General features: G+C 63.3%; 28 protein-coding genes and 1 pseudogene. 12 read left to right on the forward strand and 17 right to left on the reverse strand.

The window, feature by feature from the left end:
- Window positions 1–58: 58 nt before the first annotated feature.
- Both ACHIRB_RS26455 and ACHIRB_RS26460 read right to left on the reverse strand, forming a co-directional pair.
- A pseudogene (locus ACHIRB_RS26455) lies at window positions 59–370 on the reverse strand (FAS1-like dehydratase domain-containing protein); the annotation flags it as partial.
- Between the two features lie 93 nt (window positions 371–463).
- A complete protein-coding gene (locus tag ACHIRB_RS26460; protein WP_395126211.1) occupies window positions 464–907 on the reverse strand; it encodes an SRPBCC family protein in 444 nt (147 codons plus the stop codon).
- A gap of 45 nt (window positions 908–952) precedes the next feature.
- On the opposite strand from ACHIRB_RS26460, the gene ACHIRB_RS26465 reads away from it, so the two are divergent.
- Genes ACHIRB_RS26465 through ACHIRB_RS26475 form a run of 3 tightly spaced genes read left to right on the forward strand, consistent with a single transcriptional unit; the run spans window position 953 to window position 4,958 of the window.
- On the forward strand, window positions 953–3,067 hold the full coding sequence (locus ACHIRB_RS26465) for a VWA domain-containing protein (RefSeq protein WP_395126210.1): 2,115 nt from the start codon (window positions 953–955) through the stop codon (window positions 3,065–3,067).
- A 30-nt stretch (window positions 3,068–3,097) separates the two neighbouring features.
- Window positions 3,098–3,898, forward strand: coding sequence for a HugZ family pyridoxamine 5'-phosphate oxidase (locus ACHIRB_RS26470; protein ID WP_395126209.1), 801 nt, complete (start codon window positions 3,098–3,100; stop codon window positions 3,896–3,898).
- 4 nt (window positions 3,899–3,902) lie between these two features.
- Window positions 3,903–4,958, forward strand: a complete 1,056-nt coding sequence (locus ACHIRB_RS26475; RefSeq protein ID WP_395126208.1) for a threonine aldolase family protein — start codon at window positions 3,903–3,905, stop codon at window positions 4,956–4,958.
- Between the two features lie 8 nt (window positions 4,959–4,966).
- Here the strand turns inward: ACHIRB_RS26475 and ACHIRB_RS26480 are convergent, their stop codons facing one another.
- On the reverse strand, window positions 4,967–5,233 hold the full coding sequence (locus tag ACHIRB_RS26480) for a helix-turn-helix domain-containing protein (protein WP_395126207.1): 267 nt from the start codon (window positions 5,231–5,233) through the stop codon (window positions 4,967–4,969).
- An 86-nt stretch (window positions 5,234–5,319) separates the two neighbouring features.
- Between ACHIRB_RS26480 and map the strand changes: the two genes are divergently transcribed.
- The gene (map, locus tag ACHIRB_RS26485) at window positions 5,320–6,090 is read left to right on the forward strand and encodes a type I methionyl aminopeptidase (RefSeq protein ID WP_395126213.1); all 771 of its coding nucleotides are present in this window, start codon (window positions 5,320–5,322) and stop codon (window positions 6,088–6,090) included.
- 9 nt (window positions 6,091–6,099) lie between these two features.
- Here the strand turns inward: map and ACHIRB_RS26490 are convergent, their stop codons facing one another.
- Window positions 6,100–7,005 carry an alpha/beta fold hydrolase gene (locus ACHIRB_RS26490; protein ID WP_395126206.1) on the reverse strand — a complete coding sequence of 302 codons (906 nt, stop codon included), beginning with the start codon at window positions 7,003–7,005 and terminating at the stop codon, window positions 6,100–6,102.
- A gap of 185 nt (window positions 7,006–7,190) precedes the next feature.
- On the opposite strand from ACHIRB_RS26490, the gene ACHIRB_RS26495 reads away from it, so the two are divergent.
- Window positions 7,191–7,598, forward strand: a complete 408-nt coding sequence (locus ACHIRB_RS26495) for a VOC family protein (RefSeq protein WP_395126205.1) — start codon at window positions 7,191–7,193, stop codon at window positions 7,596–7,598.
- Here ACHIRB_RS26495 and ACHIRB_RS26500 read toward each other — a convergent pair.
- Window positions 7,579–8,508 carry a LysR family transcriptional regulator gene (locus ACHIRB_RS26500; RefSeq protein WP_395126204.1) on the reverse strand — a complete coding sequence of 310 codons (930 nt, stop codon included), beginning with the start codon at window positions 8,506–8,508 and terminating at the stop codon, window positions 7,579–7,581. The two genes, ACHIRB_RS26495 and ACHIRB_RS26500, sit on opposite strands and share 20 nt — an antisense overlap.
- A gap of 80 nt (window positions 8,509–8,588) precedes the next feature.
- Here ACHIRB_RS26500 and ACHIRB_RS26505 point away from each other — a divergent pair, with 80 nt between their 5' ends.
- Window positions 8,589–9,476, forward strand: a complete 888-nt coding sequence (locus ACHIRB_RS26505) for an EamA family transporter (protein ID WP_395126203.1) — start codon at window positions 8,589–8,591, stop codon at window positions 9,474–9,476.
- Here ACHIRB_RS26505 and ACHIRB_RS26510 read toward each other — a convergent pair.
- A complete protein-coding gene (locus ACHIRB_RS26510; RefSeq protein WP_395126212.1) occupies window positions 9,441–10,580 on the reverse strand; it encodes an FUSC family protein in 1,140 nt (379 codons plus the stop codon). The two genes, ACHIRB_RS26505 and ACHIRB_RS26510, sit on opposite strands and share 36 nt — an antisense overlap.
- Window positions 10,514–11,065 (reverse strand): hypothetical protein, encoded by a 552-nt coding sequence (locus ACHIRB_RS26515; RefSeq protein WP_395126202.1) that lies wholly within the window; start codon window positions 11,063–11,065, stop codon window positions 10,514–10,516. Before ACHIRB_RS26515 ends, ACHIRB_RS26510 begins: the two co-directional genes overlap by 67 nt.
- 83 nt (window positions 11,066–11,148) lie before the next feature.
- Between ACHIRB_RS26515 and ACHIRB_RS26520 the strand changes: the two genes are divergently transcribed.
- Entirely contained in the window at window positions 11,149–12,438 is a 1,290-nt protein-coding gene (locus tag ACHIRB_RS26520; protein ID WP_395126201.1) for an MFS transporter, read from the forward strand.
- On the opposite strand, the gene ACHIRB_RS26525 is transcribed toward ACHIRB_RS26520, so the two are convergent.
- The gene (locus tag ACHIRB_RS26525; protein ID WP_395126200.1) at window positions 12,435–12,932 is read right to left on the reverse strand and encodes an SRPBCC family protein; all 498 of its coding nucleotides are present in this window, start codon (window positions 12,930–12,932) and stop codon (window positions 12,435–12,437) included. The two genes, ACHIRB_RS26520 and ACHIRB_RS26525, sit on opposite strands and share 4 nt — an antisense overlap.
- A gap of 69 nt (window positions 12,933–13,001) precedes the next feature.
- Between ACHIRB_RS26525 and ACHIRB_RS26530 the strand changes: the two genes are divergently transcribed.
- Window positions 13,002–13,421: a DUF732 domain-containing protein gene (locus ACHIRB_RS26530; protein ID WP_395126199.1), complete on the forward strand. Its 420-nt coding sequence runs from the start codon at window positions 13,002–13,004 to the stop codon at window positions 13,419–13,421.
- A gap of 62 nt (window positions 13,422–13,483) precedes the next feature.
- Complete coding sequence (locus ACHIRB_RS26535) at window positions 13,484–14,245, forward strand: pirin family protein (RefSeq protein ID WP_395127796.1); 762 nt, start codon at window positions 13,484–13,486, stop codon at window positions 14,243–14,245.
- Here the strand turns inward: ACHIRB_RS26535 and ACHIRB_RS26540 are convergent.
- Genes ACHIRB_RS26540 through ACHIRB_RS26550 form a run of 3 tightly spaced genes read right to left on the reverse strand, consistent with a single transcriptional unit; the run spans window position 14,242 to window position 16,048 of the window.
- Complete coding sequence (locus ACHIRB_RS26540; protein WP_395126197.1) at window positions 14,242–14,823, reverse strand: TetR/AcrR family transcriptional regulator; 582 nt, start codon at window positions 14,821–14,823, stop codon at window positions 14,242–14,244. The genes ACHIRB_RS26535 and ACHIRB_RS26540 overlap by 4 nt on opposite strands.
- Before the next feature lie 53 nt (window positions 14,824–14,876).
- Window positions 14,877–15,491: a helix-turn-helix domain-containing protein gene (locus ACHIRB_RS26545; protein WP_395126196.1), complete on the reverse strand. Its 615-nt coding sequence runs from the start codon at window positions 15,489–15,491 to the stop codon at window positions 14,877–14,879.
- Between the two features lie 2 nt (window positions 15,492–15,493).
- Entirely contained in the window at window positions 15,494–16,048 is a 555-nt protein-coding gene (locus tag ACHIRB_RS26550; RefSeq protein WP_395126195.1) for a TetR/AcrR family transcriptional regulator, read from the reverse strand.
- Between the two features lie 188 nt (window positions 16,049–16,236).
- On the opposite strand from ACHIRB_RS26550, the gene ACHIRB_RS26555 reads away from it, so the two are divergent.
- Window positions 16,237–17,493 carry a cytochrome P450 gene (locus ACHIRB_RS26555; protein WP_395126194.1) on the forward strand — a complete coding sequence of 419 codons (1,257 nt, stop codon included), beginning with the start codon at window positions 16,237–16,239 and terminating at the stop codon, window positions 17,491–17,493.
- Between the two features lie 7 nt (window positions 17,494–17,500).
- On the opposite strand, the gene ACHIRB_RS26560 is transcribed toward ACHIRB_RS26555, so the two are convergent.
- The 4 genes from ACHIRB_RS26560 to ACHIRB_RS26575 form a co-directional block, all read right to left on the reverse strand.
- Window positions 17,501–18,304 carry an SDR family oxidoreductase gene (locus ACHIRB_RS26560; protein WP_395126193.1) on the reverse strand — a complete coding sequence of 268 codons (804 nt, stop codon included), beginning with the start codon at window positions 18,302–18,304 and terminating at the stop codon, window positions 17,501–17,503.
- Window positions 18,301–19,965, reverse strand: coding sequence for an FAD-binding dehydrogenase (locus tag ACHIRB_RS26565; protein ID WP_395126192.1), 1,665 nt, complete (start codon window positions 19,963–19,965; stop codon window positions 18,301–18,303). Before ACHIRB_RS26565 ends, ACHIRB_RS26560 begins: the two co-directional genes overlap by 4 nt.
- A 2-nt stretch (window positions 19,966–19,967) precedes the next feature.
- Entirely contained in the window at window positions 19,968–20,609 is a 642-nt protein-coding gene (locus ACHIRB_RS26570) for a TetR/AcrR family transcriptional regulator (protein WP_395126191.1), read from the reverse strand.
- A 112-nt stretch (window positions 20,610–20,721) separates the two neighbouring features.
- Complete coding sequence (locus tag ACHIRB_RS26575; protein WP_395126190.1) at window positions 20,722–21,588, reverse strand: NAD(P)-dependent oxidoreductase; 867 nt, start codon at window positions 21,586–21,588, stop codon at window positions 20,722–20,724.
- Window positions 21,589–21,676: 88 nt separating this feature from the next.
- On the opposite strand from ACHIRB_RS26575, the gene ACHIRB_RS26580 reads away from it, so the two are divergent.
- On the forward strand, window positions 21,677–22,015 hold the full coding sequence (locus tag ACHIRB_RS26580; RefSeq protein WP_395119212.1) for a winged helix-turn-helix transcriptional regulator: 339 nt from the start codon (window positions 21,677–21,679) through the stop codon (window positions 22,013–22,015).
- Here the strand turns inward: ACHIRB_RS26580 and ACHIRB_RS26585 are convergent.
- Both ACHIRB_RS26585 and ACHIRB_RS26590 read right to left on the reverse strand, forming a co-directional pair.
- A complete protein-coding gene (locus tag ACHIRB_RS26585) occupies window positions 21,923–22,633 on the reverse strand; it encodes a hypothetical protein (RefSeq protein ID WP_395126189.1) in 711 nt (236 codons plus the stop codon). The genes ACHIRB_RS26580 and ACHIRB_RS26585 overlap by 93 nt on opposite strands.
- 117 nt (window positions 22,634–22,750) lie before the next feature.
- Window positions 22,751–23,368 carry a carboxymuconolactone decarboxylase family protein gene (locus ACHIRB_RS26590; protein WP_395126188.1) on the reverse strand — a complete coding sequence of 206 codons (618 nt, stop codon included), beginning with the start codon at window positions 23,366–23,368 and terminating at the stop codon, window positions 22,751–22,753.
- Window positions 23,369–23,373: 5 nt separating this feature from the next.
- Here ACHIRB_RS26590 and ACHIRB_RS26595 point away from each other — a divergent pair, with 5 nt between their 5' ends.
- Window positions 23,374–24,126, forward strand: a complete 753-nt coding sequence (locus tag ACHIRB_RS26595) for a hypothetical protein (protein WP_395126187.1) — start codon at window positions 23,374–23,376, stop codon at window positions 24,124–24,126.
- Window positions 24,127–24,223 lie beyond the last annotated feature (97 nt).

Raw genomic sequence — 24,223 nt, forward strand, 5'->3', positions numbered from 1 at the left:
CTCATCCAGGCTGCATAGCCAGAAAATCCCCGTGTCCAACATCCGGGGTCAAGGCCCAGTCGAGGTAGACGTCGCACACAAGTCGGTCGCCTGCCTTGATCGGCTGGTGGTACTGATGAACCTGGTCGGTGTGGAGGATCTGACTCAGGTCGTAGCCGGTGGCGATGGTTTCGAGAAGGCGTCGCTGCGACAGCATTCCGACCAAGGAGAAGAAGGTCAGCGGCGCAAGCAGGCCGTCGTAACCGAGAGCCTTCGCCGCATCTTCGCTTCGATGCGCCGGGTGCTCGTCCTGGACAGCCCTTGCGTACTCGCGGATCTTCTCGCGGCCGACCTCGTAAGCGTCTGCGGTTCGATAGTGATTACCGACCATCGCCAACGCGTGCTCGGCAGGATCGAACGTCTCTTGTGCGGCTTCCCCGGATGATTCCACCCCAGCGAATCTACCCGCTGGTAAGTTCGCCGCTTATCGGCGTGTCAGCGATCTGTCGGCCGCCGCAAGGATCGAGCGAAACGAGCGCTCCAGGATCGGGGCGATTGCGGTCGCCACCAGCGCTCCGCCAGACCGAAGCGGCAACTCGTATTCAGTGGTCCACGTCACGTGGGTGCCGTTCTCGAATGGCGTCAATTGCACACTGCCGCCGCGATGTTCGATCGCCGGGATCGACTCGACGATTAGGTACCTGAACTCGTTCGGCCTGTCGTAGTGCGTGATCGACTCGCGGAACCAGGCGCCGACCGCGGTTATCTCCCTGATCGCGCCGACGCCGTAGAGCGCGCCCTCGCCATCTTTGGTTCGGCGGGCACGGATCACTGTCCGCGTCTGCACGTAGTTACTGACGTCGGTCAGCCAATCGAAGACGGCTGCCGGAGGCGCTGCGATTCTGCGTTCGACTGTCAGTCTGGTCACGCACGTCAGTTTAGGCGAGTGACGCCACCCGGTAGCGTTGTCCGCGTGGCAAGAATCGGTGGACGACGACGTTCACTTGCCCGAACGTTGGGCAGACTGCCGCGCGTCGGGCAGACCGTTCGGCCCGTCGGCCTGCAGGACAAAGATCTTGTCCCACTGTTCACCGATTCACGGCAGATTCGTAGCGGTCTCGCGGACGTGGGATACATCGCCAGTCGACAAACAGCGTTCGCGGTCCATCTGGCCGACCTCACCGGTAGACCGTTGCTGCTCGAAGGAAACACCGGCGTCGGCAAAACCGAACTGGCACGTGCACTGGCGCAGAGCGCAGGCGCTCGCCTGATTCGCTTGCAATGTTACGAAGGGGTCGGCGAACAGGAGGCACTGTTCGCGTGGAATCACGCGAAACAGATTCTGCGACTACAAAGTTCGACCCACGCCGCCGATGTGGACATCTTCTCCGACGAGTTTCTACTCGAACGGCCGCTGCTCGCGGCTCTACGGAGCGACCAACCGACCGTGTTACTCGTCGACGAAGTCGACAAGGCACAGATCGAGTTCGACGCGCTGCTGCTCGAGGTGCTCGGTGACTTCGCCATCACCATCGGCGAGTACGGCACCGTATCTGCGGTTCGGCGACCACTCGTCATCCTCACCTCGGGTGGTAGAGGTGAACTGTCGGATGCGCTGCGGCGGAGGTGTCACTTCAGCCGGCTACCCAACCCGAGTTCAGGGATGGAGCGCCGAATCCTCGCGCACAGGATCCCCGACGCCGAAGCTGACTTCGCGGCCGCAGGACGCGATGGATTGTTGAACCATGTGATCGGGTTCGTCGATGCGCTCCGGGACAACGGCCTGCCCTGCGGTCCTGCCGCACTCGTCGATGCCGTTGCAGCGCTGAGGTGTATCGATCTGTACGACCGCGGTCAGGTCCGCGGCGCGCTGTGTGCCACCTTGGTGCATCGCGAAGTCGAACTACCAACGTTCGCAGCGCTTTTCGACCTGTGGTTTGCCGGCGCATCTCCCGCTCGTCAGAAGGATCGCGACGAGGACACCACACCCGACGCACTTGCCGAACTGATGGCGGCAGCGTCCGACGAGCTGGACGCTTCGGCATTCGACGACGCGGTCAGCACCATTGCAGCCGATCTGGTTTCGGAGTTCGGTGAGTATCGAAGTGCAGACGGCGACTCGTACTCCGCAATGCAGGCGATGCGCGGACTCGACACCGCGGAGACGACGAATCGGATCGCAATGCGCATCGCAGCGGGCCTACCGCCTACCGCGATGAGTTCTGTCATTGCGGAACGGACAGCGCAGGCGCAGTTGGACCAACTGCAGCGCGCCGTGACGTTGGAGACCAACAGACTGGTCGCACAGCGTCGTGGCCGCGACCGGGTCGCGCGATATGCAGTCCCGAGAACAGCGGGGATGGACGAGCCGGATGCTGCCGACACCTCCGAACTGGCCGCGGTCCGCAGGGCGGTCGTCGACCTCGGCCGCACACTGGCGGTTCGCGAGGCGACTGCACGACGCCGGGCGCGGGCGGGTGAGATCGATCTGCGCTCGACCTTGCGCAGGTCCATGTCGACCGGCGGTGTTCCGATCACGCTCGTGCGGCGCAAGCCGCGGATCGCGAAGCCCGAACTTGTTGTCCTGTGCGATATGTCGAGTTCGGTCGCGGAGTTCAGCTACTTCACACTCATCCTCGTCGACGCACTTCGCAAGGCGTTCTCCCGAGTGCGGATCTTCGCCTTCATCGACACGGTCGACGAGGTCACCGACCTCTTCGCCCCTGGCACCGACCTACGCGTCGCGGTAGCGAAGATGAATTCCGAGGCCGAGATAGATGTCGACGGACGTTCCGACTACGGACGCGCTCTCGAATCGTTCGCCTCCGCGTACCCGAATGCGATGACGTCGAGAACATCGCTCATCGTGATCGGCGACGCGCGCAGCAACTACAGCGATCCGCGTGCTGCGGTGCTCCGCGATCTGGTCGCCTCCGCCAAGCATGCTCGATGGCTCAATCCCGAACCTCGAAGCCGCTGGGGCACCGGAGATTCGGCCGCGGGTGCTTACCGCGAGCAAATTACGATGCACGAGTGTCGCAACGCCGAACAGCTCTCCTCGGTGGTGGCAGAGCTACTGGAAAGCTGAGCCTGCCGGCCGCGGCGTACCGTTTCCGGCATGGCCAACCTCGATCACGGCGACCCCGGCGACGCACCGACCGTCCCGCCGCCATTGACTGCAGTCGCTGACTCCACGCGACCGTCCGCCGCCGAAGAGGCGCGAACTCTGGCCGCATCGACCAATGTCGCTACGTTGGCGAGCCTGACCAGCAGCGGTGATCCGTGGGCGTCGTTTGTCACCTACGGTCTGCTGGACGGTGCACCGGTCCTGTGTGTGTCTCGAATGGCTGAACACGGCCGAAATCTTGCGGGCGATCCTCGTGCGAGCCTTGCGATCGTGACGCCCGACCAACCGTCGGATCCGCTCGCGAGCACCCGCATCACACTGGCCGGGATTGTCGAACGCCCGAGCGGTGACGAGTTGGCCGCCGCACGCGCAGCCCACCTCGCCGCGGTGCCGGCGGCACACATCTACGTCGACTTCTCCGACTTCTCACTCTGGGTGTTGCGAGTGCAGCGTGTGCGGTGGGTCGGTGGCTACGGTCGGATGGATTCGGCGACCGCCGAGGCGTATGCCGCCGCGACACCGGACCCTGTCGTACCCAAGGCTGCGGGCGCGATCACTCACCTCAACGAGGACCACAGCGCTTCGTTGCTCGCGATGGTGCAGGAACTCGGTGGCTTCCCCGATGCAACGGAGGCGACGTGCGTCGGCGCAGACCGGTACGGCTTGGATCTGCGGGTGACAACACCACGAGGAGTCGCGATGACGCGCGTCGGCTACTCGAAGCCGATCGATTCGATCGGCGAACTCCGCGCAGCCACAGTCGATCTCGCACAGCGGGCACGTCGGAGCTGATTGGGTGACCCGACTTCACGATCCGTCCTCGCGTGGTTTCGCAAGTGACAACTACGCAGGCGCCCACCCCGAGATCCTCGAAGCATTGGCCGACGCCAACCTCGGCCACCAGGTCTCCTACGGCGAGGACGAGTACACCGAAAGGCTGCGGTCGGTCATGCGCTCGCATTTCGGCGAGCAGGCAGAGACGTTTCCCGTCTTCAATGGAACCGGAGCCAACGTCACCGCGCTTACATCGATGCTGCCGCGGTGGGCCGGAATCATCTGCGCGACAACAGCACACCTCAATTCCGACGAGGGCGGCGCACCCGAACGAACGACCGGCCTGAAGTTGCTGACGGTGGATACACCCGACGGGAAGCTGACGCCCGAGATCATCGATCGTCAGGCCTGGGGTTGGGGCGACGAACATCGTGCGCAGCCATTGGCCGTAAGCATCACCAACACAACCGAACTCGGGACGCTGTACACGGTCGACGAGATCAGAGCCATCGCCGATCATGCACATGGGCATGGCATGAAAGTGCATCTCGACGGTGCCAGGATCTCGAATGCCGCTGCGGCGCTAGGAGTGCCGCTCCGAGAGTTCACGTCCGACGCAGGCGTCGACGTCGTCAGCTTCGGTGGGACGAAAAACGGCATGCTGTTCGGCGAGGCTGTTGTCGTACTCGATCCGGCAGCATCGGACGGGCTGCTCTATCTCCGCAAGTCGACGATGCAATTGGCGTCGAAGATGCGATTCATCTCTGCTCAATTCATCGCCCTTCTCACAGACGACCTCTATCTCCGTGCGGCGGGGCATTCGAATGCGATGGCGGCCAGGCTTCGCGGGCGCCTCGAAGCCGCTGCGCCGCAGGGGCTGTCGTTCACTCAGAAGACGGAAGCCAACGCGGTGTTCGCCGCGCTCCCCAACGCGGCCGCAGACCGAATTCGCGAGAAGTTCCGCTTCTACGACTGGAACCGGGCCGCCGGCGAGGTGCGGTGGATGTGTTCGTTCGACACAACCGAAGCCGACGTCGACGCATTTGCGGACACGATCGTGGCGGAATTGTCGCGCTGATCGTCTGTCTAGGCAGTCGCAGCAACCGCTGCGTCCGCGAGCCACGCGTCCGCGAGTTCCTGGATCGGCAGCCCGAGCGCGGCTGCGAGACCGACGATCGTCCCGAACGACGACGTCGGCATTCTTCCGGTTTCGATCTTGCGCAACGTTTCCGGCGATATGCCTGCGGCCGTGGCCACATCGCTCAGACCACGGTCTCCCCGTGCGTCTCGCAGCATCGACCCGAGACGTCTGCCTGCGCTGAACTGTTCGGGAGTGAGGGGGCGTCTGACCATGGTCGAAGCCTAGCGGAGTTGGTATTTTAATACCACCGTGGGATGGTATTAAAATACCGATGCAGATCACACTCCGAGAGGTAGGAATGCTGGAACTCAAGTCGCCCGCAGAGATCGAACGAATGCGGATCACCGGCGCATTCGTCGCCGACGTGCTCGTTGCCGTCGGCGAACGCGCGCAGCCCGGCGTCAACCTCCTCGAGTTGGAGCAGCACGCGCGAACGATGATCGACGCACGTGGAGCGGTTTCCTGCTACTGGGATTACGCACCGTCGTTCGGCCGCGGACCGTTTCGCAACGTCATCTGCCTGTCCGTCAACGATGCTGTGCTGCACGGACTTCCATTCGACTACACCCTGCGCGACGGCGATCTGCTCAGCCTGGACCTCGCGGTCTCGATCGACGGCTGGGTCGCCGACTCGGCCCGCAGCCTCATCGTCGGCACGGCCGACCCAGCCGATGCGCGATTGATCGATGTCACCGAAGTCGCGTTGGCTGCTGGAATCGCCGCCGCGACACCCGGAAACAAGTTGGGCGACATCTCGTTCGCCATCGGAACGGTGTGCACCGACTACGGCTACTCGGTCAACACCCAATTCGGCGGCCACGGACTCGGCCGCACGATGCACGAGGATCCGCACGTGTCCAACAACGGCCGACCCAACCGCGGGCTGATGCTCCGGCCCGGAATGACGCTGGCACTGGAGCCGTGGCTGGCGCAGACCACGGACCGGATCGTCTTCGACGACGACGGTTGGACGATCCGATCGGCAGACGGATCTCGAACGGCACACTCGGAGCACACAATTGCGGTCACCGACGACGGACCCAAGGTACTTACGCTGCCCACTGCATAGCTCGAGATGCTATGCACCCAGTTCCTTGGCCGCGATGGCGAGGATGTCGCCACCGGCGCCGATCGCGACAAAATGGCCGGCGCCGTCGACTGGATGCCACACAGCTCCGGGCATTCGATCAGCCACCGCTTTGTTGATCGGATCAGGGACCAGAAGGTCATCCAGACCCTGCCACATATGGACTTCCCGTTCGATCGTTGTCACATCGAATTCCCATCGCCGATACAACGGGATGGCGTCACGAACCAATCCCCCGGACCCCTGAGCGAAGCATTCGACGGTCGCGTCGTAGAAGGCGGATTCGAAATCCGGCCGACTCACGATCTCCTTATCGTAACTATTGACGGCCTTGTCCAGTTGGCTGAAGTACGTTTTGCGGAAGCGCTTGGCTGTGAGGCCAAGAGTCATGTACATAAGGCGGAAGACAGGCGTGAAACGCAGGGCGAGTGCTCCGCCCATCGCGTCTACCTTCGAAAGGTACTGCGCTGCAGAATTATCCCCGAACGTTCCATAGCTTGCACCCGCGATGCTGCTGACGTGACGCAGTCGAGCGGGATCGATGTAGGCGGCTGCCGCAAGTGCCCAAGGACCGCCTTCCGACCATCCCGTCACACCGAATTCTTGGTAGCCGAGCGCATCGGCGACGACCGTGAGGTCGTCGGCCCAGCCAGCGAAGGTGCGTTTCTGTTGCGGACTGGATTGGCCAATTCCTGGTCGGTCGACGCAGACGAACCGCAGCCGATTCGTCGCCGCAAAACGTGCGAAAAGGCGTGCCTCGAAACGGCTGCTGGGGCCGCCGTGATTGTGCAGAACAAGCGGTCCGTCGGGATCTCCCACTTCGACGTACGCGAGGTTGCGACCGTCAGGAGTCAGTACCGTCGTGGTTTCTCCGCTGGGTGCAGCCGCGCTGTCCATTGCTGATCATCACCTTCGTCAGTGGCTGGATTTCATCCAAGCGTTGCGTGGCGGGTTTGTCCAGATCGCGTGGGTGGCCAGCGCGTGCCGAAACAGACAGGCTCTCCGAGCTGCGATCGCGTCCGAAATGTCGGCACCTCGCGTTAGTGTCCAACCGACGCGGCTCACCATCGAAGGAGCAGATCGTGGTTTCTCGACTCAATCCGTACATCAGTTTTGCGGGCAATGCCAAGGAGGCTCTGGAGTTCTACAAGACGGTCTTCGGCGGCAGTTTGATCATGAACAGCTTTGCCGACTTCGGGGCTCCCGACGGAACCGAGGGCATCATGCACGGAATGCTCGAAGCCGACAACGGCTTCACCCTCATGGCTTCGGACACACCGCCCGGCATGGAACACAACCCCGGAACCAACATCACGATCAGCCTCAGCGGCGAAGATGCAGCCGAGTTGCGCGGGTACTGGGACGCACTCGGCGACGGTGCCACGGTCACCGTCCCGCTGGAGAAGCAAATGTGGGGCGACGAATTCGGCTCGCTGATCGACAAATTCGGCATCGGTTGGCTCGTGAACATCAGTTCACCTCAGGGCTGAGTGGAACGTCCGCTGGATATTGCGACACGACGTGTGAGCGAACCAGCTCGATGAGCGCCGTGGCAGCCCGCCACGTCTGTGTGCCCGCTCGCGTCCCACTCCACATGCGGCGCTCGACGTTCCCCAGTTCGAGCGCGACTGTTCGTACACGTTTCGCTTCCTGCGATTCGGCGGGCAGCACGCTGACGCCCTGTCCGGCCAGAACGAGATCGGCGACCAGGTCGAGATCGTCGGCCCGGTGTCGGATGTCCGGTGCCCATCCAGCGAGCGCGCACAGCCGCGCCGCGAGCTCGTCATCACCGGTGTCGCGAGAGTTGGCGATCCAGGGCGTGTCCCGGAAGACGTCCAGATCGGACGGCTCGGATATACGGTCGGCCACCTTTGCATCGGCGGGTACCGCGAGAACGACTCGACTCGTCGAGAGCAAGGTGTGCGGATGTCGCCAGACGCGTGGCACGAGCGTGTAGTCGTAGACGAAGCCGACATCTATCCCGTCGTCGTCCAGAAGCGTCAGCGTCTCCGGGGGCTCGTACTCCTGCAGCTCGAGACTCATAGTCGGGTATCGGTCGGCGATTTCGGCGAGCGCCGGGATCAGGTGTCGCCGCATCGCCGTTCCGTAGGCCGCAACACGGACGACTCCGCTCGGTGCGGCCTGCTCGGCCAAATCGAGCTGTGCTGCGGTTACTGCGGCGAGAATGGTCTTGCCGTGCGCTGCGAGTCGTCGTCCCGCGGGCGTCAGGCGTACTCGACGACCATGAGCCTCGAGCAGATCGACTCCGAGTTGGCGTTCCAGACCGGCAAGCTGCTGACTGACCGCCGACGTGCCGTAGCCCGTCGCGTCGGCAACGGCCGACATGGTGCCCAGACGTGACAACTCCACCAATGCCCGCAGCTTTTCCAGGTCCACCATCCAATCATCCACCTTTTGTGAACAATATTGTTCCAAACATGCGCTGGACGCGGACAGCGCTGATCTTTTGAATGGGTCAGGTGAAGATTCCCGCGCCCGCCCTCGCCGTGTCAGCGATGCTCGCCATTCAATTGGGAGCGGCATTGAGCACGCACCTCTTCGACGCCCTCACTCCCGCGGGCGCGGCCTGGTTGCGACTGTCGATCGCCGCTGCGCTGCTGATGGCGATCACTCGTCCGGCCATTCGATCGATCCCGCGCCGAACCCTGCTCAGCACTGTGTTGCTCGGAACCGCGACCGGCCTGATGACGCTGATGTTCATGGAAGCGATCGCACGAATTCCACTCGGCACAGCCGTTGCGATCGAGTTCCTCGGTCCACTCGGCGTCGCCGCGATCAGGAGCCATCGGCGCTTGGCGTTGATCTGGCCCGCACTCGGACTCGTCGGGGTCGTCGGTTTGACCCAGCCGTGGCTCGGCGAACTCGATGTCGCAGGTCTACTTTTCGCCCTCGCCGCCGCCGTCGGCTGGGGTTCCTACATCATGCTGACCCACCGGGTCGGGTCCCAACTGGACGGCTTCGGCGGCCTTGCGATCTCGCTATCGGTCGGCGCCGTAGTCATCGCCCCCTTCGGCATCGCGAACGCGGTCGGCGGCTTGACACCCACGCTGGCAGTACAAAGTCTCGGCCTGGCCATACTCGTCCCGCTGTTGCCGTTCACTCTCGAACTGCTCGCGCTGCGACGGATGCCCATCGCTGCCTTCGGAACACTGATGGCACTCGAGCCGGGCATTGCAACGGTATTGGGCCTCGCGATCCTCACCCAGATACCGAACCCGCTGCAGATCGCTGGGATCGTTCTTGTCATCTCTGCGGGAATCGGTGCCCAGCAGGCGAATACGTCGATGGAACGCCAACCACCTGGCAAGAACTCACGCAACGAAGGGTTGGAACCGCTCTTTCCATAGGTCGACACCAGCCAATTTCCCGCCTGCTGGGACCGTCCAACAGTCGGCGAGAAGTTCGTACCCCAAGCCTTGGATCGCGCTGTGCTCGCGCCAGTGCTGTTGCGCCCAGCCACCTTCGGTGCGGACGACATCGGCACCGCTCTTGGCCGATTCGATCAGTTCGTACTGCAGATCGCGGCGCTGTGCGAGCGCGCTGCCGTCGACGGACGCGACAGCGAGCGTGTCCAGGAGTGCGGTCGCAGTGTCTACAACCCGCCTGTCGGTCCACTCGAAAGTCGCTCTGTGCGCATGGCGCAACACCGCCCACATCGCGACCAGCGCCACTACGACTCCGACGACCGTCTCGACCAGCCGATCCAGAACTATCGGACCGACATGTGCGTCGGGATGGCTTGCGCCGCCGACAAGGAGAGCGACCGGTGTGATGAATACAACCGCCAGCCAGTAGCGGTTGACGACGAGCAGTTCGATCGAGAACTGCAGCACCATCAACAGCGCGACGAAGGCGTACCCGGTCAGCGCCAGCTGATGCAACGCCGCGAACAGCCCGAGGCCGATGACCGTGCCCGCGAAACGATGAAACCCACGAGCGGTGCCCTGCACTCGATCGAGGCCCTGATGCAGCACAAGGACCGCGGAAATGATCGCCCAATCCGGACGGTCCAGACCGACGGCAATGCTGATCCCGCCGCCGAGCGCACACGCAATGCCGACACGTACGGCGGTGCTTACAGCATGCGAATCGGGTGCAAGCGAGCGCCGCAGCCGATAGCCGATGTCCGGCGGCCCGAAGGGAATGTAGTTGTACCGCAACATCATTGCGGTCTCGACACTGTCACCGGAACGAACCGATCCGACTGCTCCGGCAAAAGCGCGATGCGCACGCTGCAGCGTTGCGAGCAACTCGGATTCGGGGTCACGGGTGGGAAGTCCGGCTGCGTGCACCATCGCCCACGCATTCCAGAGCGCCGCGGCAGCCGCACTCCGACCCTCGTCGTCACCTCGGTTGGCAGCCACCGACTCGACGTACGCGTCGATCAGTTCCACGGCACGAAGGACCGCTGTGCGCTCCGGTTTGCGGGGGTCACGAACGACGCCGGCCATCGACACGACAAGCGAGGATCCGACGCCGATTGCGGTGCACACCAGGATCGATACCGTCGAGACGTCGGCACTCGACAGACCGATGCCGATCGAACAGACGAGAACGAAGAAGAACGAGCCAGGTGGACCAACTGGCCTGCGTCGTTGACATAGGTGCCGAACACCGCAACTGCTGTCAGCACCACGACCTCGACGAGCTGGACGGACGCCACATCGTCGGCAAAAGCAGTGCCACGGACCACGTCGCCTGCAAGTGCTCCGAGACCGACCGCGACGAGAATGGTCGCTCCGGCGCCGAGCACTCTGCCTGCCCGAGCACGGTAGGGCTGCCCTTCGCCGTAGAGCACGGCGAAGGCTCCGCAGAAGATGATCAACGCCTGGTGTGGAAACCCCGCGGCTACCGCGATGACGGCGGGAAGCCCGAAGGCGATCGCCGCTCGTATTCCGGCGCTCCAGCGGCCGAACACCGACTGCAGAACGCTCACCTGTGCCTACCTCCCAGAGGGTCGTCGGTGCGGCATCTCTAGCACCGCCGCGACCGTGAAAATGTGTCGACACGGCTCGACGCATGGCGGTAGCTTCGTCAGCAATCATTCTCGACCACAGAAGGCCCTCCGTGACCACCGACACGGCGACGATCACTCGCCGGCGCACCCCACTAGTCCTCGTCAATCTCGCAGCACTGTTGTCTGCGACCGGCAACGGCATCACCATCGTCGCGTTGCCCTGGCTCGTCCTCGAGCAGACGGGTCGAGCCACCGATGCCGGAATCGTGGCGGGCGCAGCGACATTGCCGCTGCTGCTGGCGAGTTTGTTCTCCGGCACCGTCATCGACCGCTTCGGGCGGCGACTGACATCGTTGGTGTCGGATTCGCTGTCTGCCGTTTCCGTTGCCGCAATTCCCATCCTTGCCGCGACGGTCGGGCTCTCCGTGCCCCTGATTGCGCTGCTTGCGGCAATCGGTGCGGTCTTCGATCCCGCGGGAATCGCAGCCCGCGAATCGATGCTTCCCGCCGCCGCGGCCGAAGCCGGCTGGAGCCTCGACCGGTCCAACAGTGTCTACGAGGCGACATACAGCACGGCCTACCTCATCGGTCCCGGTGTCGGCGGAATGCTGATCGCAATCACCGGTGCCGTCGACACGCTGTGGGTGACGGCCGGTTGCTTCGCTCTGTCGATCGCAACCATCGCGCTGCTTCGGGTGGACGGATCGGGCAAGCCCGACCCCGAGACGCGTCCGACGTCGATGTGGTCGGGCACGTTGGAAGGTGTGAAGTTCGTGTGGCGCAGTCGGCTGCTGCGGACCATCGCCCTCGTGGACATGGCGCTCGTTGCGCTCTACATGCCGGTCGAAGGGGTGTTGTATCCCGCGTACTTCACCGAACTCGGTCAGCCTGCACAGCTCGGTTGGGTGTTGGCAGCGATGAGTGTCGGCGGCGTCATCGGCGCACTCGCCTACGGCGCGCTGGCTGCCGTCGCCAAGCGGCGGACGTTGATGCTGCTCGCCGTCGGCGGTCTCGGCATCTGCATGGTCGGCATGGCATTTCTGCCACCGATCTGGCTGACGCTCACGCTCGCGTTTCTCATCGGGCTGGTGTTCGGTCCGGTCGGGCCGATCGCGAACTACGCAATGCAGACGTTGAGTCCGGAACACATGCGCGGTCGTGTCGTCGGCGTCATGACGTCGTCCGCATACGCGGCCGGACCCCTCGGCTACCTGGCTGCTGGACCGCTGATCGATACGTTCGGCATCAGACCGACATTCTTCGCGCTGGCGATACCTGTCGTCGTGATTTCGTTGGTGTGCTTCGCATTACCCGCCCTGCGCGATCTCGACCTCCCGCACAAGAAGGCTTAGACCGGTCGCGGCAGGCCAGGTGCAACCGTGCGGGCGAGAATTCCGAGCGTCGCCCGCAAAGCGTTCTCCGACAGCACCGGGAAGATAGCGCGTTCACGCCAGTAGGGGTCGATGGTCGACCAGTCGTAGTAGGACGTGACCACGGACGCTGCGGCATCCTCGGTGTCTCCGATCGGCTCGATTCGGTAGCCGTAGCGGTGCCCGATCGGCGGCTTGATCGCGCCGACGATCGTCCAGGAGATGTCACGGTTTTCCACGAACGTCTCGATCGTCACGGTCACGTCGTACAGACCGAGTGGATAGTCGTTGAGCGCCTCACGGTCCATGTGTACGACGAAGGTGTCGCCGACCGCGGCGACCCGTGAGCCCTCCGCCGACATCAACATTCCGGACGCGTCGATCGCGACGTGGCCTGCCGGTTCGCACAGCAATCCGAAGATCGTCGCAGGCGATGCCGAGATTGCGCGTTGTACCTCGATGCGTTCGATAGTCACCTGCCCATACTGCACGCATTGTGGAGCCGTGGACTCTTGTGTCACAGCCGCAATGGCAAGATGGCAGTCGTGGTCCGAACAATTCTGTGCACCGTCGCCGTCCTCGCCGTAACTGTCGTCGGGTGCGGATCCGACAACGATTCAGCAGCCAGGGAGGCGACCTCGACGGTCGCATCGGTCGCCGAATCTGCCTCGTCGGCCCCGCCTGCAGCGTCGACGCTCCCGGAACTCACTCCGGTCGAGGGTGTCGAGCCGGAGGCGGCATTCGTCGCGGCGCTCGGTCCGTACGGTGTGCCCGTACGCAACGAAGAATCGGCGGTCGGTACCGGGCAACGAATCTGCAAGGCGCTCACCGGTGGTGAATCGGCAGAAGCGGCAACCAGATTCGGACTCGAAGAGCAGCTGTGGACGCCAGAGGAGTCGGGTAAGGCAGTTGTCGTCGCCGCGAAGCTGCTGTGCCCCGAGAACGCGGACAGGGTCGGCAACTAGGTCCTCGCGATCTCAGTCCGCACCCGAAGCCGGGAATAAGGTCGGCGGTAGTCGAAGTTTCAATGACCATGGGATCCGAACCGACCGCATCGAAGGCAGTGCTCGTGCCGAGCGCGAGTCGTGGTCACTGGTGGAACGAGTGGCTAGATTCGAAGCAGTCGTTTCCTGCCACTGGAAACTTCGACCTAGCGGCGAACGCCCACGGCCTGTTGCTGATCCACAACGACGACACCGTCGACGCGGGCGAGGGGTTCGACACCCACCAGCATCGCGACATGGAGATCATCACGTGGGTTCTCGAAGGCACTGTCGTGCATCAGGATTCGATGGGCAACTCCGGCATGATCCATCCCGGCCTTGCGCAACGGATGAGTGCGGGCACAGGAGTTCTCCACTCGGAGCGAAACGGCGCAACCCGCAGTCAGCGCACTCCCCTGCGGGTGGTGCAGATGTGGGTGCCGCCGAGCGAAGCAGGAGGCGCGCCGAGTTACGAGGAACTCGATGTCACCGCCGACATCACTAGCGCGACGATGTTCACTCTCGCCTCCGGCATGACTGCGTACCGGGACACGTCAGCGATCCGGATCGGAAATCGTGATGCCGCTCTCCACGTTGCGCGCCTCCGGCCGGGCCAGTCCGTGCAGATCCCCGACGCGCCCTTCGGGCATGTCTACCTCGCCGATGGCGCGGCAACGTTCGAAGACGTCGGCGACATCAGCGCAGGCGACGCCGTTCGACTCACCGCAACCGGCGGGCACCGCGTGACCGCGACCGAGCCGAGCGAACTTCTGATCTGGGAGATGCATTCCGCCGCTACGCATTAGCGCGCGGCAGCTACCTGGACATCGTGTTCGACGAGTTCGGTCAGATGCAGTTGGGTGCGCTCGAGCGGTTGCATGGAACGCGACGCGATCGCGAGCACGATCGCGCCTTCCACCGAGCCGATCGTCATCGTCGCAAGCGAATCCGCCCGCGCCGTCGGCACACCGAGCCGAACGAGTTGGGCGGAGATCAGCCGCTCCCAGTCCCGAAAGACAGCAGCGGCTGCGGCCGGCGCCGACTGCGCTTCGGAGCCACCCAGTGCTGCCGCAACGACGGGGCAACCCGCGGTGAAGTCGCTGTCGGCGAGGATCGAACGCCACATCCGGACGAAGGCTTCGATGCTCTGCGCCGGATCGTCGGAAGCTGTGAGCCGCGCGATCGTCGCACTCATCACCGTGCCTGCGGCGCGGGTCGACGTCTCGATCAGCTCGTCCTTGCCGCGGGGAAAATGCATGTAGATCGACCGTCGCGCGGTCTTGCTGTGTTCGAGCAACTCCGCAATTCCGGTCCCTGCCAGCCCGTTTCGGCGCACAAGATGTATTGCGCTGTTGATGAGCCGCTCGCGAGGTCCGTCGACCACCTACTTACCTCCACTCGAGTCGTGCTGCCGCGAGTACACGTGGACCAATCAGTCTACCCCGTGGACGGCGGTTCTTGCCGCGCGGTCGTTGGCTGCGCCCGCACATGCATCCGCTCCCCCTGCGGACCGTACAAGCTGAGCAACTCCGCCGGACCCGGCCCCGGATTGCCGAACCAGTGCGGCACCCGCGTGTCGAATTCGGCGACTTCACCGGCCGACAGGACGAAATCTCGCGCACCGAGAACCAGCCGAATTCGTCCCGAAAGGACGTACATCCACTCGTACCCCTCGTGCACCTTCGGTTCGGGCTCCCGATCGAAATTGCGCGGCGGAAGGATCTGCTTGAACGCCTGGACCCCACCCGGCCGCTTCGTAAGAGGGATGAACGTCATCCCAGCTCGCTCGAAGGGTTTCAAGTGCAGCCGTGGGTCACCCGTCGCCGGTGCGTCGACCAACCGATCAAGCGGAACCTGATGAGCTGATGCGAGGAGCAACAACAACTCGAGGGTCGGTCGCCGTTGGCCGGATTCCAAGCGCGACAACGTACTCGACGAGATTCCAGTCGTCTCGGCCAGTTGCGCCAACGTCGCTCCACGTTCTTGCCTGAGCGCGCGCAGGCGTGGCCCTACCGCACCGAGGACCTGGTCGAGGGTTGCATCGTCTGTCATTTTCAGGCCTCCGTGCGGAACGACTCGGCGACGAACCGCTCGATGATCCGACGTTCGATCGCGTCGTCCGCGGCGGGCCAGAACAGAAACGACAACACGACGCGAACGATCCACTGCGCCGCCAGCGGGTCGTCCGCCATCCCTGTCAATTCCTTCGCAATGCTCGTCAGCTCACGCGATCCGATCAACATCCGGGTCACGGTTTTCGGCGTGATCCGGTCGATCATTTGGCCTGCGACACGATCGGAACGCACGGCCGCCAACGACGCCGTCATTGCTACTACGACCCGTTCGGCTCCGTCGAGCGGCTTTACCTGTCGTGCCACGTCCTCGGCAATTCGTGCACCCGCGTCGGCGAGCACCGCGTCGGCAAGTGCTGACTTTCCACCGACGTAGCGGTAGACCGTCGCGCGCGAGCAGCCGACCGATTCGGCGATGGCATCGATATCGACGGCATCGATACCGTCGCGCGCAATGAGGTCGGCTGCTCCGTCGATGATTCGACGCACGGCAAGCCTTCGTCTGTTGTCGCCGACCAACCAGTCCTGCTGCGCCACAGATCCCGCTTTCCTAGGTGATACCGAAACCCCAGAATTCTCACGTCGAGACAATATCGAGTTCATGCTACAACGTGTTCGCAGGTCGGCGTGGTGCGCTGAGACAACCGTCTGTAGCCTCTGAACAGGCATTTCTCAATAGTTGCGAAGCCTTGACCGGGCGTTCCTGCCCACCACATGCTTGGACAATGCCGACAACCAAAATGTCTCCAAGCGAGGTAGCGGGAGGCGCCGACCTCGACGTGTTCGCCGCCGCGGCGGTCGACGATCCCTACCCTCTCTTCGGCGAGCTGCGTCGACGCGCACCTGTCTTTCGTGTTCCCGGCTCGGACTTCTATCTCGTGTCGACCTGGGATCTAATCGTCGAGGCAACGCAACGAGTAGACGACTTCTCGTCCCACCTCACCGGCGTTCTGATGCAGCGACCCAACGCAGCGCCGACGACCTTCGATCTCGACGGTGCAGGTCGAGCCGTCCACGTACTGGCTACAGCCGACGACGCCGTTCACCGCGACCAACGCAAGCTTGTGCTGCCCACGCTTGCGGCAAAACGGGTGCGCGCGTTGGAGCCGTCGATTCTTGCGGTCACCCGAGACCTGTTCGACAAACACCTGACCGGCGATCGAGTCGAATGGATGGCCGCGATCGCCGACCGACTGCCGATGACAATGGTCGCCCGCCTGCTCGGGCTGCCCGAGGAAGACGTGCCGAAGCTCGTCGAATGGGGCTATGCCAGCACGGAACTTCTCGGCGGCGTCCTCGACGAAGGACGTTTGGTTGCGGTTGTGACGGCGGCTGCCGAACTCGCCAACTATTTGCATGCGCACTTCGACCGCGCATGCGACGAGCCAGGGGACGACCTCGTCGGTGATCTTGCGCGAGAGTGTTCGGCCGGCAATCTCGGACACGACGCAGCCGTCCTGATGCTCGTCCAGCTTGTCGGTGCAGGCGGCGAATCGACGGCGGGTTTGCTCGGCAACGCAGTTCGACTGCTGGCCACCGATCCGGCTCTGCAGCAACAGATCCGAATCAATCGTGCTGCGTTGGTGCCGTTTCTGGAAGAGTCGTTGCGACTCGAATCACCTTTTCGCGGCCATCACCGCCATGTCGTCGCCGACACGACACTCGGCGATGTTCGACTCCCCGCAGGAAGTCATCTGTTGTTGCTGTGGGGGTCGGCGAATCGTGACAGTGGCCAATTCGCCGATCCTGACGCGGTTGTGCTGGACCGTCCGCGACCACGTGGGCACCTGGCTTTCGGTGCCGGCGTGCACTTCTGTGTTGGAGCAGCACTCGCACGGCTGGAAGCTCGGGTGGTGCTCGACGAACTTCTCACGCGTACAGGCAATTTCGGTGTCGCCGAGCCGAGTCACGCGAGCTGGCTGCCGAGCATCTTCGTTCGGCGACACGTCCGACTCGAGTTGACCACGACGCTGCGAGCGTGACGAGTAGCTACCTACTCAACCCGTGTGCGCGGGCGATCATCTTCTCCACGAACGTCCGCGGCGCAATTCGTTTGAGCGCGAACACAAGCGGCGAACGACTGCCGACCGCATACAACGGCTTCGGCTTCTCTGCGTCTATCGCCGCGACGATCATGTCGGCAACCTTTTCGGCCGCAATACCTTTCGACTCGTTGTCGTCGAGTCGCCCTATCGCGGTGTGGAAGTCGTCGCGGTAGGGCGAATCGTCGGCGATGTACTTGGTGCGTCGTTCGCTGATGCCGGTGTTGATCGAACCCGGCTCGACCGTCGTTAGCCACACTCCGAATGGCGACACTTCGAATCGTGCCGCCTCGGCGAACCCTTTGATTGCAGCTTTCGTCGAGACGTAGGACGACCGATACGCCAGTGGAAAGCTCGCAAGCATCGATCCGACCATCACGACACGGCCGTACCCGCGTTCGCGCATGCCGGGCAGTACCTGTTGCAGGAGTTGCACCGGACCGAACACGTTCAGAGCGAAGATCCGCTCGATCGCATCGGCGGGTAGTTCCTCGATCGGACCGGACTGACTCTCCCCCGCGTTGTTGACGAGAACGTCCACCTCGCCGAGGTCGGCGACGAAACGTTCGATCGATGCCGCGTCGGTGAGGTCGAGTGCGAGGTAGTCGACGCCCGCGAGACGGTCGGCGTCGGGGATGTTCGTCGGATTCCGGCTTGTCCCGATCACGCGGTAGCCGCGCGCTGAAAGTGCTGCGGCCGTTGCCTTTCCAATCCCCGACGAGGCACCGGTGACCAGCGCTGTACGCGTCATCCGAGCTTCTTCGCCAGCGCGAGTCCGGCTGCGCGCCCCGAGAATATGCAACCACCGAGGAACGTGCCCTCTAGAGCGTTGTAGCCGTGCACCCCACCACCGCCGAACCCTGCGACCTCACCTGCCGCATACAGACCGTCGAATGCAGAACCGTCGGGGTGCATGACCTGCGAATCGAGGTTGGTCTCCAGACCACCGAGTGTCTTGCGGCTCAGGATGTTCAGTCGCACTGCGATCAGCGGCCCGTGCGCGGGGTCCAGAATCTTGTGTGGTTTCGCGGTGCGCGCGACCTTGTCCCCCAGGTACTGACGTGCGTTGTTGACCGCCATCAATTGCAGATCCTTGGAGAACTTGTTGGTGATTTCTCGATCGCGAGCGACGATCTGCCGTTCGATGACCTGGAGGTCGAGTTGCGGCCCGCGAGCGATCTTGTTCATTCCGGCGACGAGGTCGGCGAGATTGTCGGCTACAACGAAATCTTCACCCTTGTCCTTGAACGCCTCGACCGGACCTGGCGCACCCTTTGCAACGCGGCTCTTCAGAGTGAGCTTGAGATCCTTGTTCGTGATGTCGGGATTCTGCTCGGAGCCCGACAGCGCAAACTCTTTTTCGATGATCGACTGAGTCAGGACGAACCACGAGTAGTCGTACCCGGTCGCAAGAATTTCCTTCAGTGTCGCGTTGTTGTTGAAACCTGGGAAATTCGGTGCGGCCAAACGCTTTCCGTTGGCGTCGAACCACAGCGACGACGGTCCCGGAATGATGCGAATCGCATGCTTGGGCCAGATCGGATCCCAGTTGTTGATGCCTTCGGTGTAGTGCCACATACGGTCGCGGTTCACAATGGAGCCACCCGCGGATTCGGAGATGGCCAGCATCCGACCGTCGACGTGAGCAGGTACGCCGGCGATCATCGTTTCCGGGCACTTGCCGAGACGTTCGGTCGGCCAGTTCTTGCGCACCAGATCGAAGTTGTGGCCGATACCGCCCGACGTGACGACAACCGCCTTGGCGCGAAGTTCGAACTCGCCGACCGCCTCTCGCGACGACGCCTTGCCGCGTTCGAGATCGCTCGGCTCCAGGACGGTGCCACGAACACCCACTACTGCATCGTTCTCGACGATCAGTTCGTCGACCTGATGTCTGAAGGCAAACGTGACCAAACCGGCCTTCTCGCCCTCGAGTACAGGTTCTGCGAAGACCCGCACTACCTCGGGACCCGTCCCCCACGTCAGGTGAAAGCGCGGTACCGAGTTGCCGTGGCCGTCTGCCGCGCCGCCACCTCGTTCGGCCCACCCGAGGATCGGAGTGATTCGAAGGCCCAGATCGTGCAGGTACTGCCGCTTATCTGTCGCCGCGAATTCGACGTAGGCCTGGGCCCACTGCTTGCCCCAGTGATCCTCGCGGTCACGGTCGAAGGCTGCCGAGCCCATCCAGTCTTGCAGCGCAAGCTCTTTCGAGTCCTTGATGCCGAGCCGGCGTTGCTCGGGAGTGTCGACCATAAACAGCCCGCCGAGCGACCAGAACGCCTGTGCGCCGAGGTTGTTGCGATTTTCCTGCTCGACGATCAACACCTTCCGTCCAGCTTTGACAAGTTCGTGTGTCGCGACGAGGCCGGCGAGGCCTGCGCCGACAACGATGACGTCCGGCTGATCGGTCATGTTCATCCTTCGATTCGAGTGCTGTAGGCGATGACGACGTGAGTGAAGAGGTCCACGCGGCGAGCGCGGACCGCAGGATTGTCGGGTTCGAGCAGGCATTGAACGCTGGTGCCGTCGTGGACTGCGACGAGGGCTTGCCCTAGCGCGAGTCGATCGGGAACGGTGCGGCCTGCTCGCTCCAACAGGTCGGTGAGGATCGGTGTGAGGGTCGCAACGATCACGTCTTCTCGACCCGCCATCACCTGTCGCAGCGCCGGATTTCGCAGGGCGTGCGCCGTGAACTCCGCGGTGATCCGATACCAGCCGCCGTCGACGGGGACGGCGCCAAGCAGACGTTCGACCACATCGCGGACGTCGCCTAGTTCGTTCAGGTCTTCTTGGCCGAGTATCGCTTCCACATCGGCGACGAGCCGCGTAGATCGTTGCTCCCACATGGCGAGGAACAACTCGTCCAATGCCTCGAAGTTCGAATAGAACGCGCCTCGAGTGAAGCCGGCACGCTCGCAAATCTGCTCGACGGTCGACCGCCCGAAACCTTCCTCGGCGAATACCTCGAAGGCAGCGTCGAGAAGTCGCTGACGAGTCTCACCACGCCGCTTGGTTACCCGCTTGGCGGCGCTGCGAGGTTCGATGTCGGTCGTCATCCCGTCCCTTCTTCGATACGTGAGCGTATCGGATACACCCACGTATCGGAAGGGGTCGTGCGTCTTTTCGGAGGGCGGGCGCGCCGAAAAGACGCACGAGCGGCGAAGCCGCCTACAGATGTTCGAACACGCTCGACCAGCCGAGGTCGCCGTCTCCAGCGTCGACAGTCCGCGCCCCCAGATTGCGCATCGACTCGGCGAGGCTGGTGTCCAGACCGGCAGCGCGACCGGCCTCGACGATGTGTTCGAGCGCTGCAAGATCCATGGCGACGCGGTCCTCGTCGCCGGAGTAGGTCGACGTATCGATATCTCGCGCAACACCTTCCAGAGAGGCGGGCACGATCGACAGCGCGCTGAGCGCGTACGGCAGAAACTTTTGCGCAGCAACACCGGAATGCTTCATGACCGCAGCCGCATGAACGAAACTGGTCAGCCCCGCGAAGAACACTTCGAGCATGCCCACGTCGAAAGACGGAGCGAGGCCATGGTCCGTGCCGAGGAAATCGCCCGCACCAGCAAGGTGGTCGAGGGTCGCGTGATGACGGCGATAAGCGGCTTCGTTTCCGGAGTACAAAATCAGCGACTCACGATCACCGATCAGCGGAACCGGCACCATGATCGCAGCGGTGACGTAATTGTCGAACCCGACAGCTCGAGCCCACTCGGCGGTCGCTCGCGCTTGATCCGGCGTTGCCGACGAGAAGTTCACAACGGCCGTGACCGTGCGTGCCCCGTCGAGGACTTCACGCACCGCGGCATGGTCGCGCAGACAAACAAGAACGAGGTCGACGCCGTCGATCGCCTCGGCCGGGGTTCGGGCGACCGAAGCGCCGAGTGAACCGAGGACCTTCGCTGCCTCGGCCGTGCGATTCCACACCGTAACTTGCAGACCGGCGTCGAGCAGCGTCCGTGTCAACGCGGCACCCATCGGACCGAGACCGACGACTGCGACAGAGACTGGATTGTGTTGTTGTGTCATGCGTACAAGCCTGCTGAGTCCGCACACACCTCCGCAAGTACCCACTAATTTGTAAGGTACTTACATAATCGATAGTGAGGAGCTCAACGTGCCCTGCCCCGACTACCTGTGCGGTCTCGACGCGGCGATCGACGTCGTAGGAGGCAAATGGAAGGCGCTGATTCTCTGGGCGCTTAGCGTCGAACCCCGACGTTTCGGCGAACTGCGCCGAGAACTCGACGGGGTCACCGAACGTGTTCTCACCCAACAATTGCGCGAGCTCGAACGCGATGGAGTCGTCCACCGCGAGGTGCACTCACAGGTACCACCCAAGGTGGTCTACTCGCTGACCGAGTCAGGTGTTGCTCTCGACCGAGCGATGGCGGACCTCGGTCGCTGGGGTGAAGAGAACATGTCGCGCCTCGCCGCCGCGCGGGCGCACTCGTAGAACTCGGATCGCGTCAGGAATGTCGGCTTTGCCGGAGCGCGGGCGTAGGGGACCACTCACGAACGCGCCGGATTCCCAGGCGCGGTCGAGGAGTTCGGCAACATCTATCCGCAGCATCGCAACGATGTCATCACGTTGTAGCAATGTGTTGATGAAGGTCACCACGTAACCGTTTACGACATCGGCGATATCGTGCATCCAGCCGATCAGGCGTGACGGCATACCGCACGGATCGATCGTCGAAAGAACATCCTCGGAACCAAGCACTTTCAGGTCGATCAGAACGGAGCACGGCGGCTCCAAAACGAGCCTTATCGGGGCACGCACAGCAAGATCGACGTCGTACGCGACAACCCTGATTCCGGCGTCCACTCGAGCGTGCATCGCAACAGGCACAAGAACGTCGATATCCCAGTTCGGGTCGTCGCTGTGACTCGCCACCACCTGGCCGACGACGCCGACCGCTCGCGCGGTGGCGAGGCCAGCCGGTCCGACCCGAATGCTCCCGGTGTCGAACGAGTCACCGATCAACTGCGCGACCATGGTCCCGACACGGTCCGGCGATGCTGCGGCGGCGAGCATGTTCGTCGCGAAATCCGCGGCTGAGATTGCTCCCATTGAGTCTCCTTCGACCGGAATTGCGTACGTGTAGATACCCACAGCCCGGCCGAAGGCAAACATGCAGGTCATCGGCGCAGGTCAGCGCCGGACCGTCGTTGGAGCAGAGTGCGAGCCCTACCAGGCACAGCCCGCGATCTGCCGAGTCGTTGCGTTGAGACGGTTGAACATGTTTGTCGCTCCGATCATAAGAACGATCGCAGCCAACTCGGCTTCGTCGTAGTGATCGGCGGCCGCGTCCCAGATGTCGTCGGTGACGGCATCGCCACGGTCGGCGAGGCGGATCGCGGCCTCGGCCATGGCTAACGCTGCCCGCTCCGCGTCGTCGAAGTGCGGCGATTCCCGCCACGCGGAAACGGCCAACAGGCGTTCGGTCGTCTCCCCCGCCTTCTGAGCCGATTTGGACCCGGCGTCGACGCCTGGATTCGAGCCAGCGCGGCTGGCAGTAGCGGCGTCGAGAACATCGCAGCCTGGCTGACGACGATTGTCGCGCGCGTTTCCTTGAACCTGCTTCGCGCCAGCAAATCTCACGCGTCGGTGCATCGAGGTGATCGCCCGGCGGCCGTCGATCCGGCGGAGGAAGCGGCGCTGGCAGACTCCGTCGGGCTCGCGATGCTCGTCGTACTCGACACCTTGGGTCCGGCCGAACGACTCGCCTTCGTCCTGCACGACATGTTCGCAGTGCCGATACCGCTGCCAGTGCAACGGACACAGCGCGCGAAGTCCGAGGCGCACTGGCCGTGGTTCGTCGCGCGCTCACGTTCACCTCGCGCGCGAGCGTCACAGCAATCGCACTCGTCAACGGTGGGGTCGGGGTCGTCGTCGCGCCCGGTGGTCGCCTGCTCGTCGTGTTCGTCTACGAATTCACCGCTGGAAAGATCTCCGGAATAGAGGTCGTCACGGACCCGACGCGTTTCGCCAAGTTGCGCAATATCAAGACTATTCGGATAGTTCGGTCGAAGATGGTTGACGCGCCCGGGTCAGGCGCATCCAACTGTCGAGGAGTTCCGTTGAAACGAACCGTCTTTGCTGCTGCCGTCGCAACGTTTTGTGTGCTGTCCGCTGCATCTTGTACATCTGGAGACACGGAGACGGTACGTACCGAGACCGTCACCATCCCTGCAACGCAGAGTGAGTACTCGGCGACTCCGACGGCTACCTCGAAACTGGAAACGACGACTGCACCGGCACCGATCCCTGCGCCTGCGCCTGCGCCCGTGCCCGCACCGCAGCCACCTGTTCCGGCCCCGGCTCCGGCCAGCGCGATCATGCCTGCGGTCACGTGCATGATTCTGCAAACCGCACAGGATGTTATTCAGGAAGCGGGGGTGTTCTTCTCTCGATCCGACGACGCAACTGGCGCAGGCCGAATGCAGGTCATGGACCGCAATTGGGTCGTTGTCGCGCAGACGCCGGCGGCCGGCGAGCCGGTCGGTGAGGCTGAAGCGATTCTCTCCGTTGTGAAGATCGGAGAGCCCGGCGATTGCTCCTGAGGCCGCTCCGCGGCTCGTGCGTCCTTTCGGCGCCCCCGGAGGCTGTTGCCGAATTGATTGCGGCTTCTGAGGGCTGCTGAGAGTCGGTGTCGTCGTT

Source organism: Antrihabitans spumae (assembly GCF_043944905.1).
Classification (GTDB): domain Bacteria; phylum Actinomycetota; class Actinomycetes; order Mycobacteriales; family Mycobacteriaceae; genus Antrihabitans; species Antrihabitans spumae.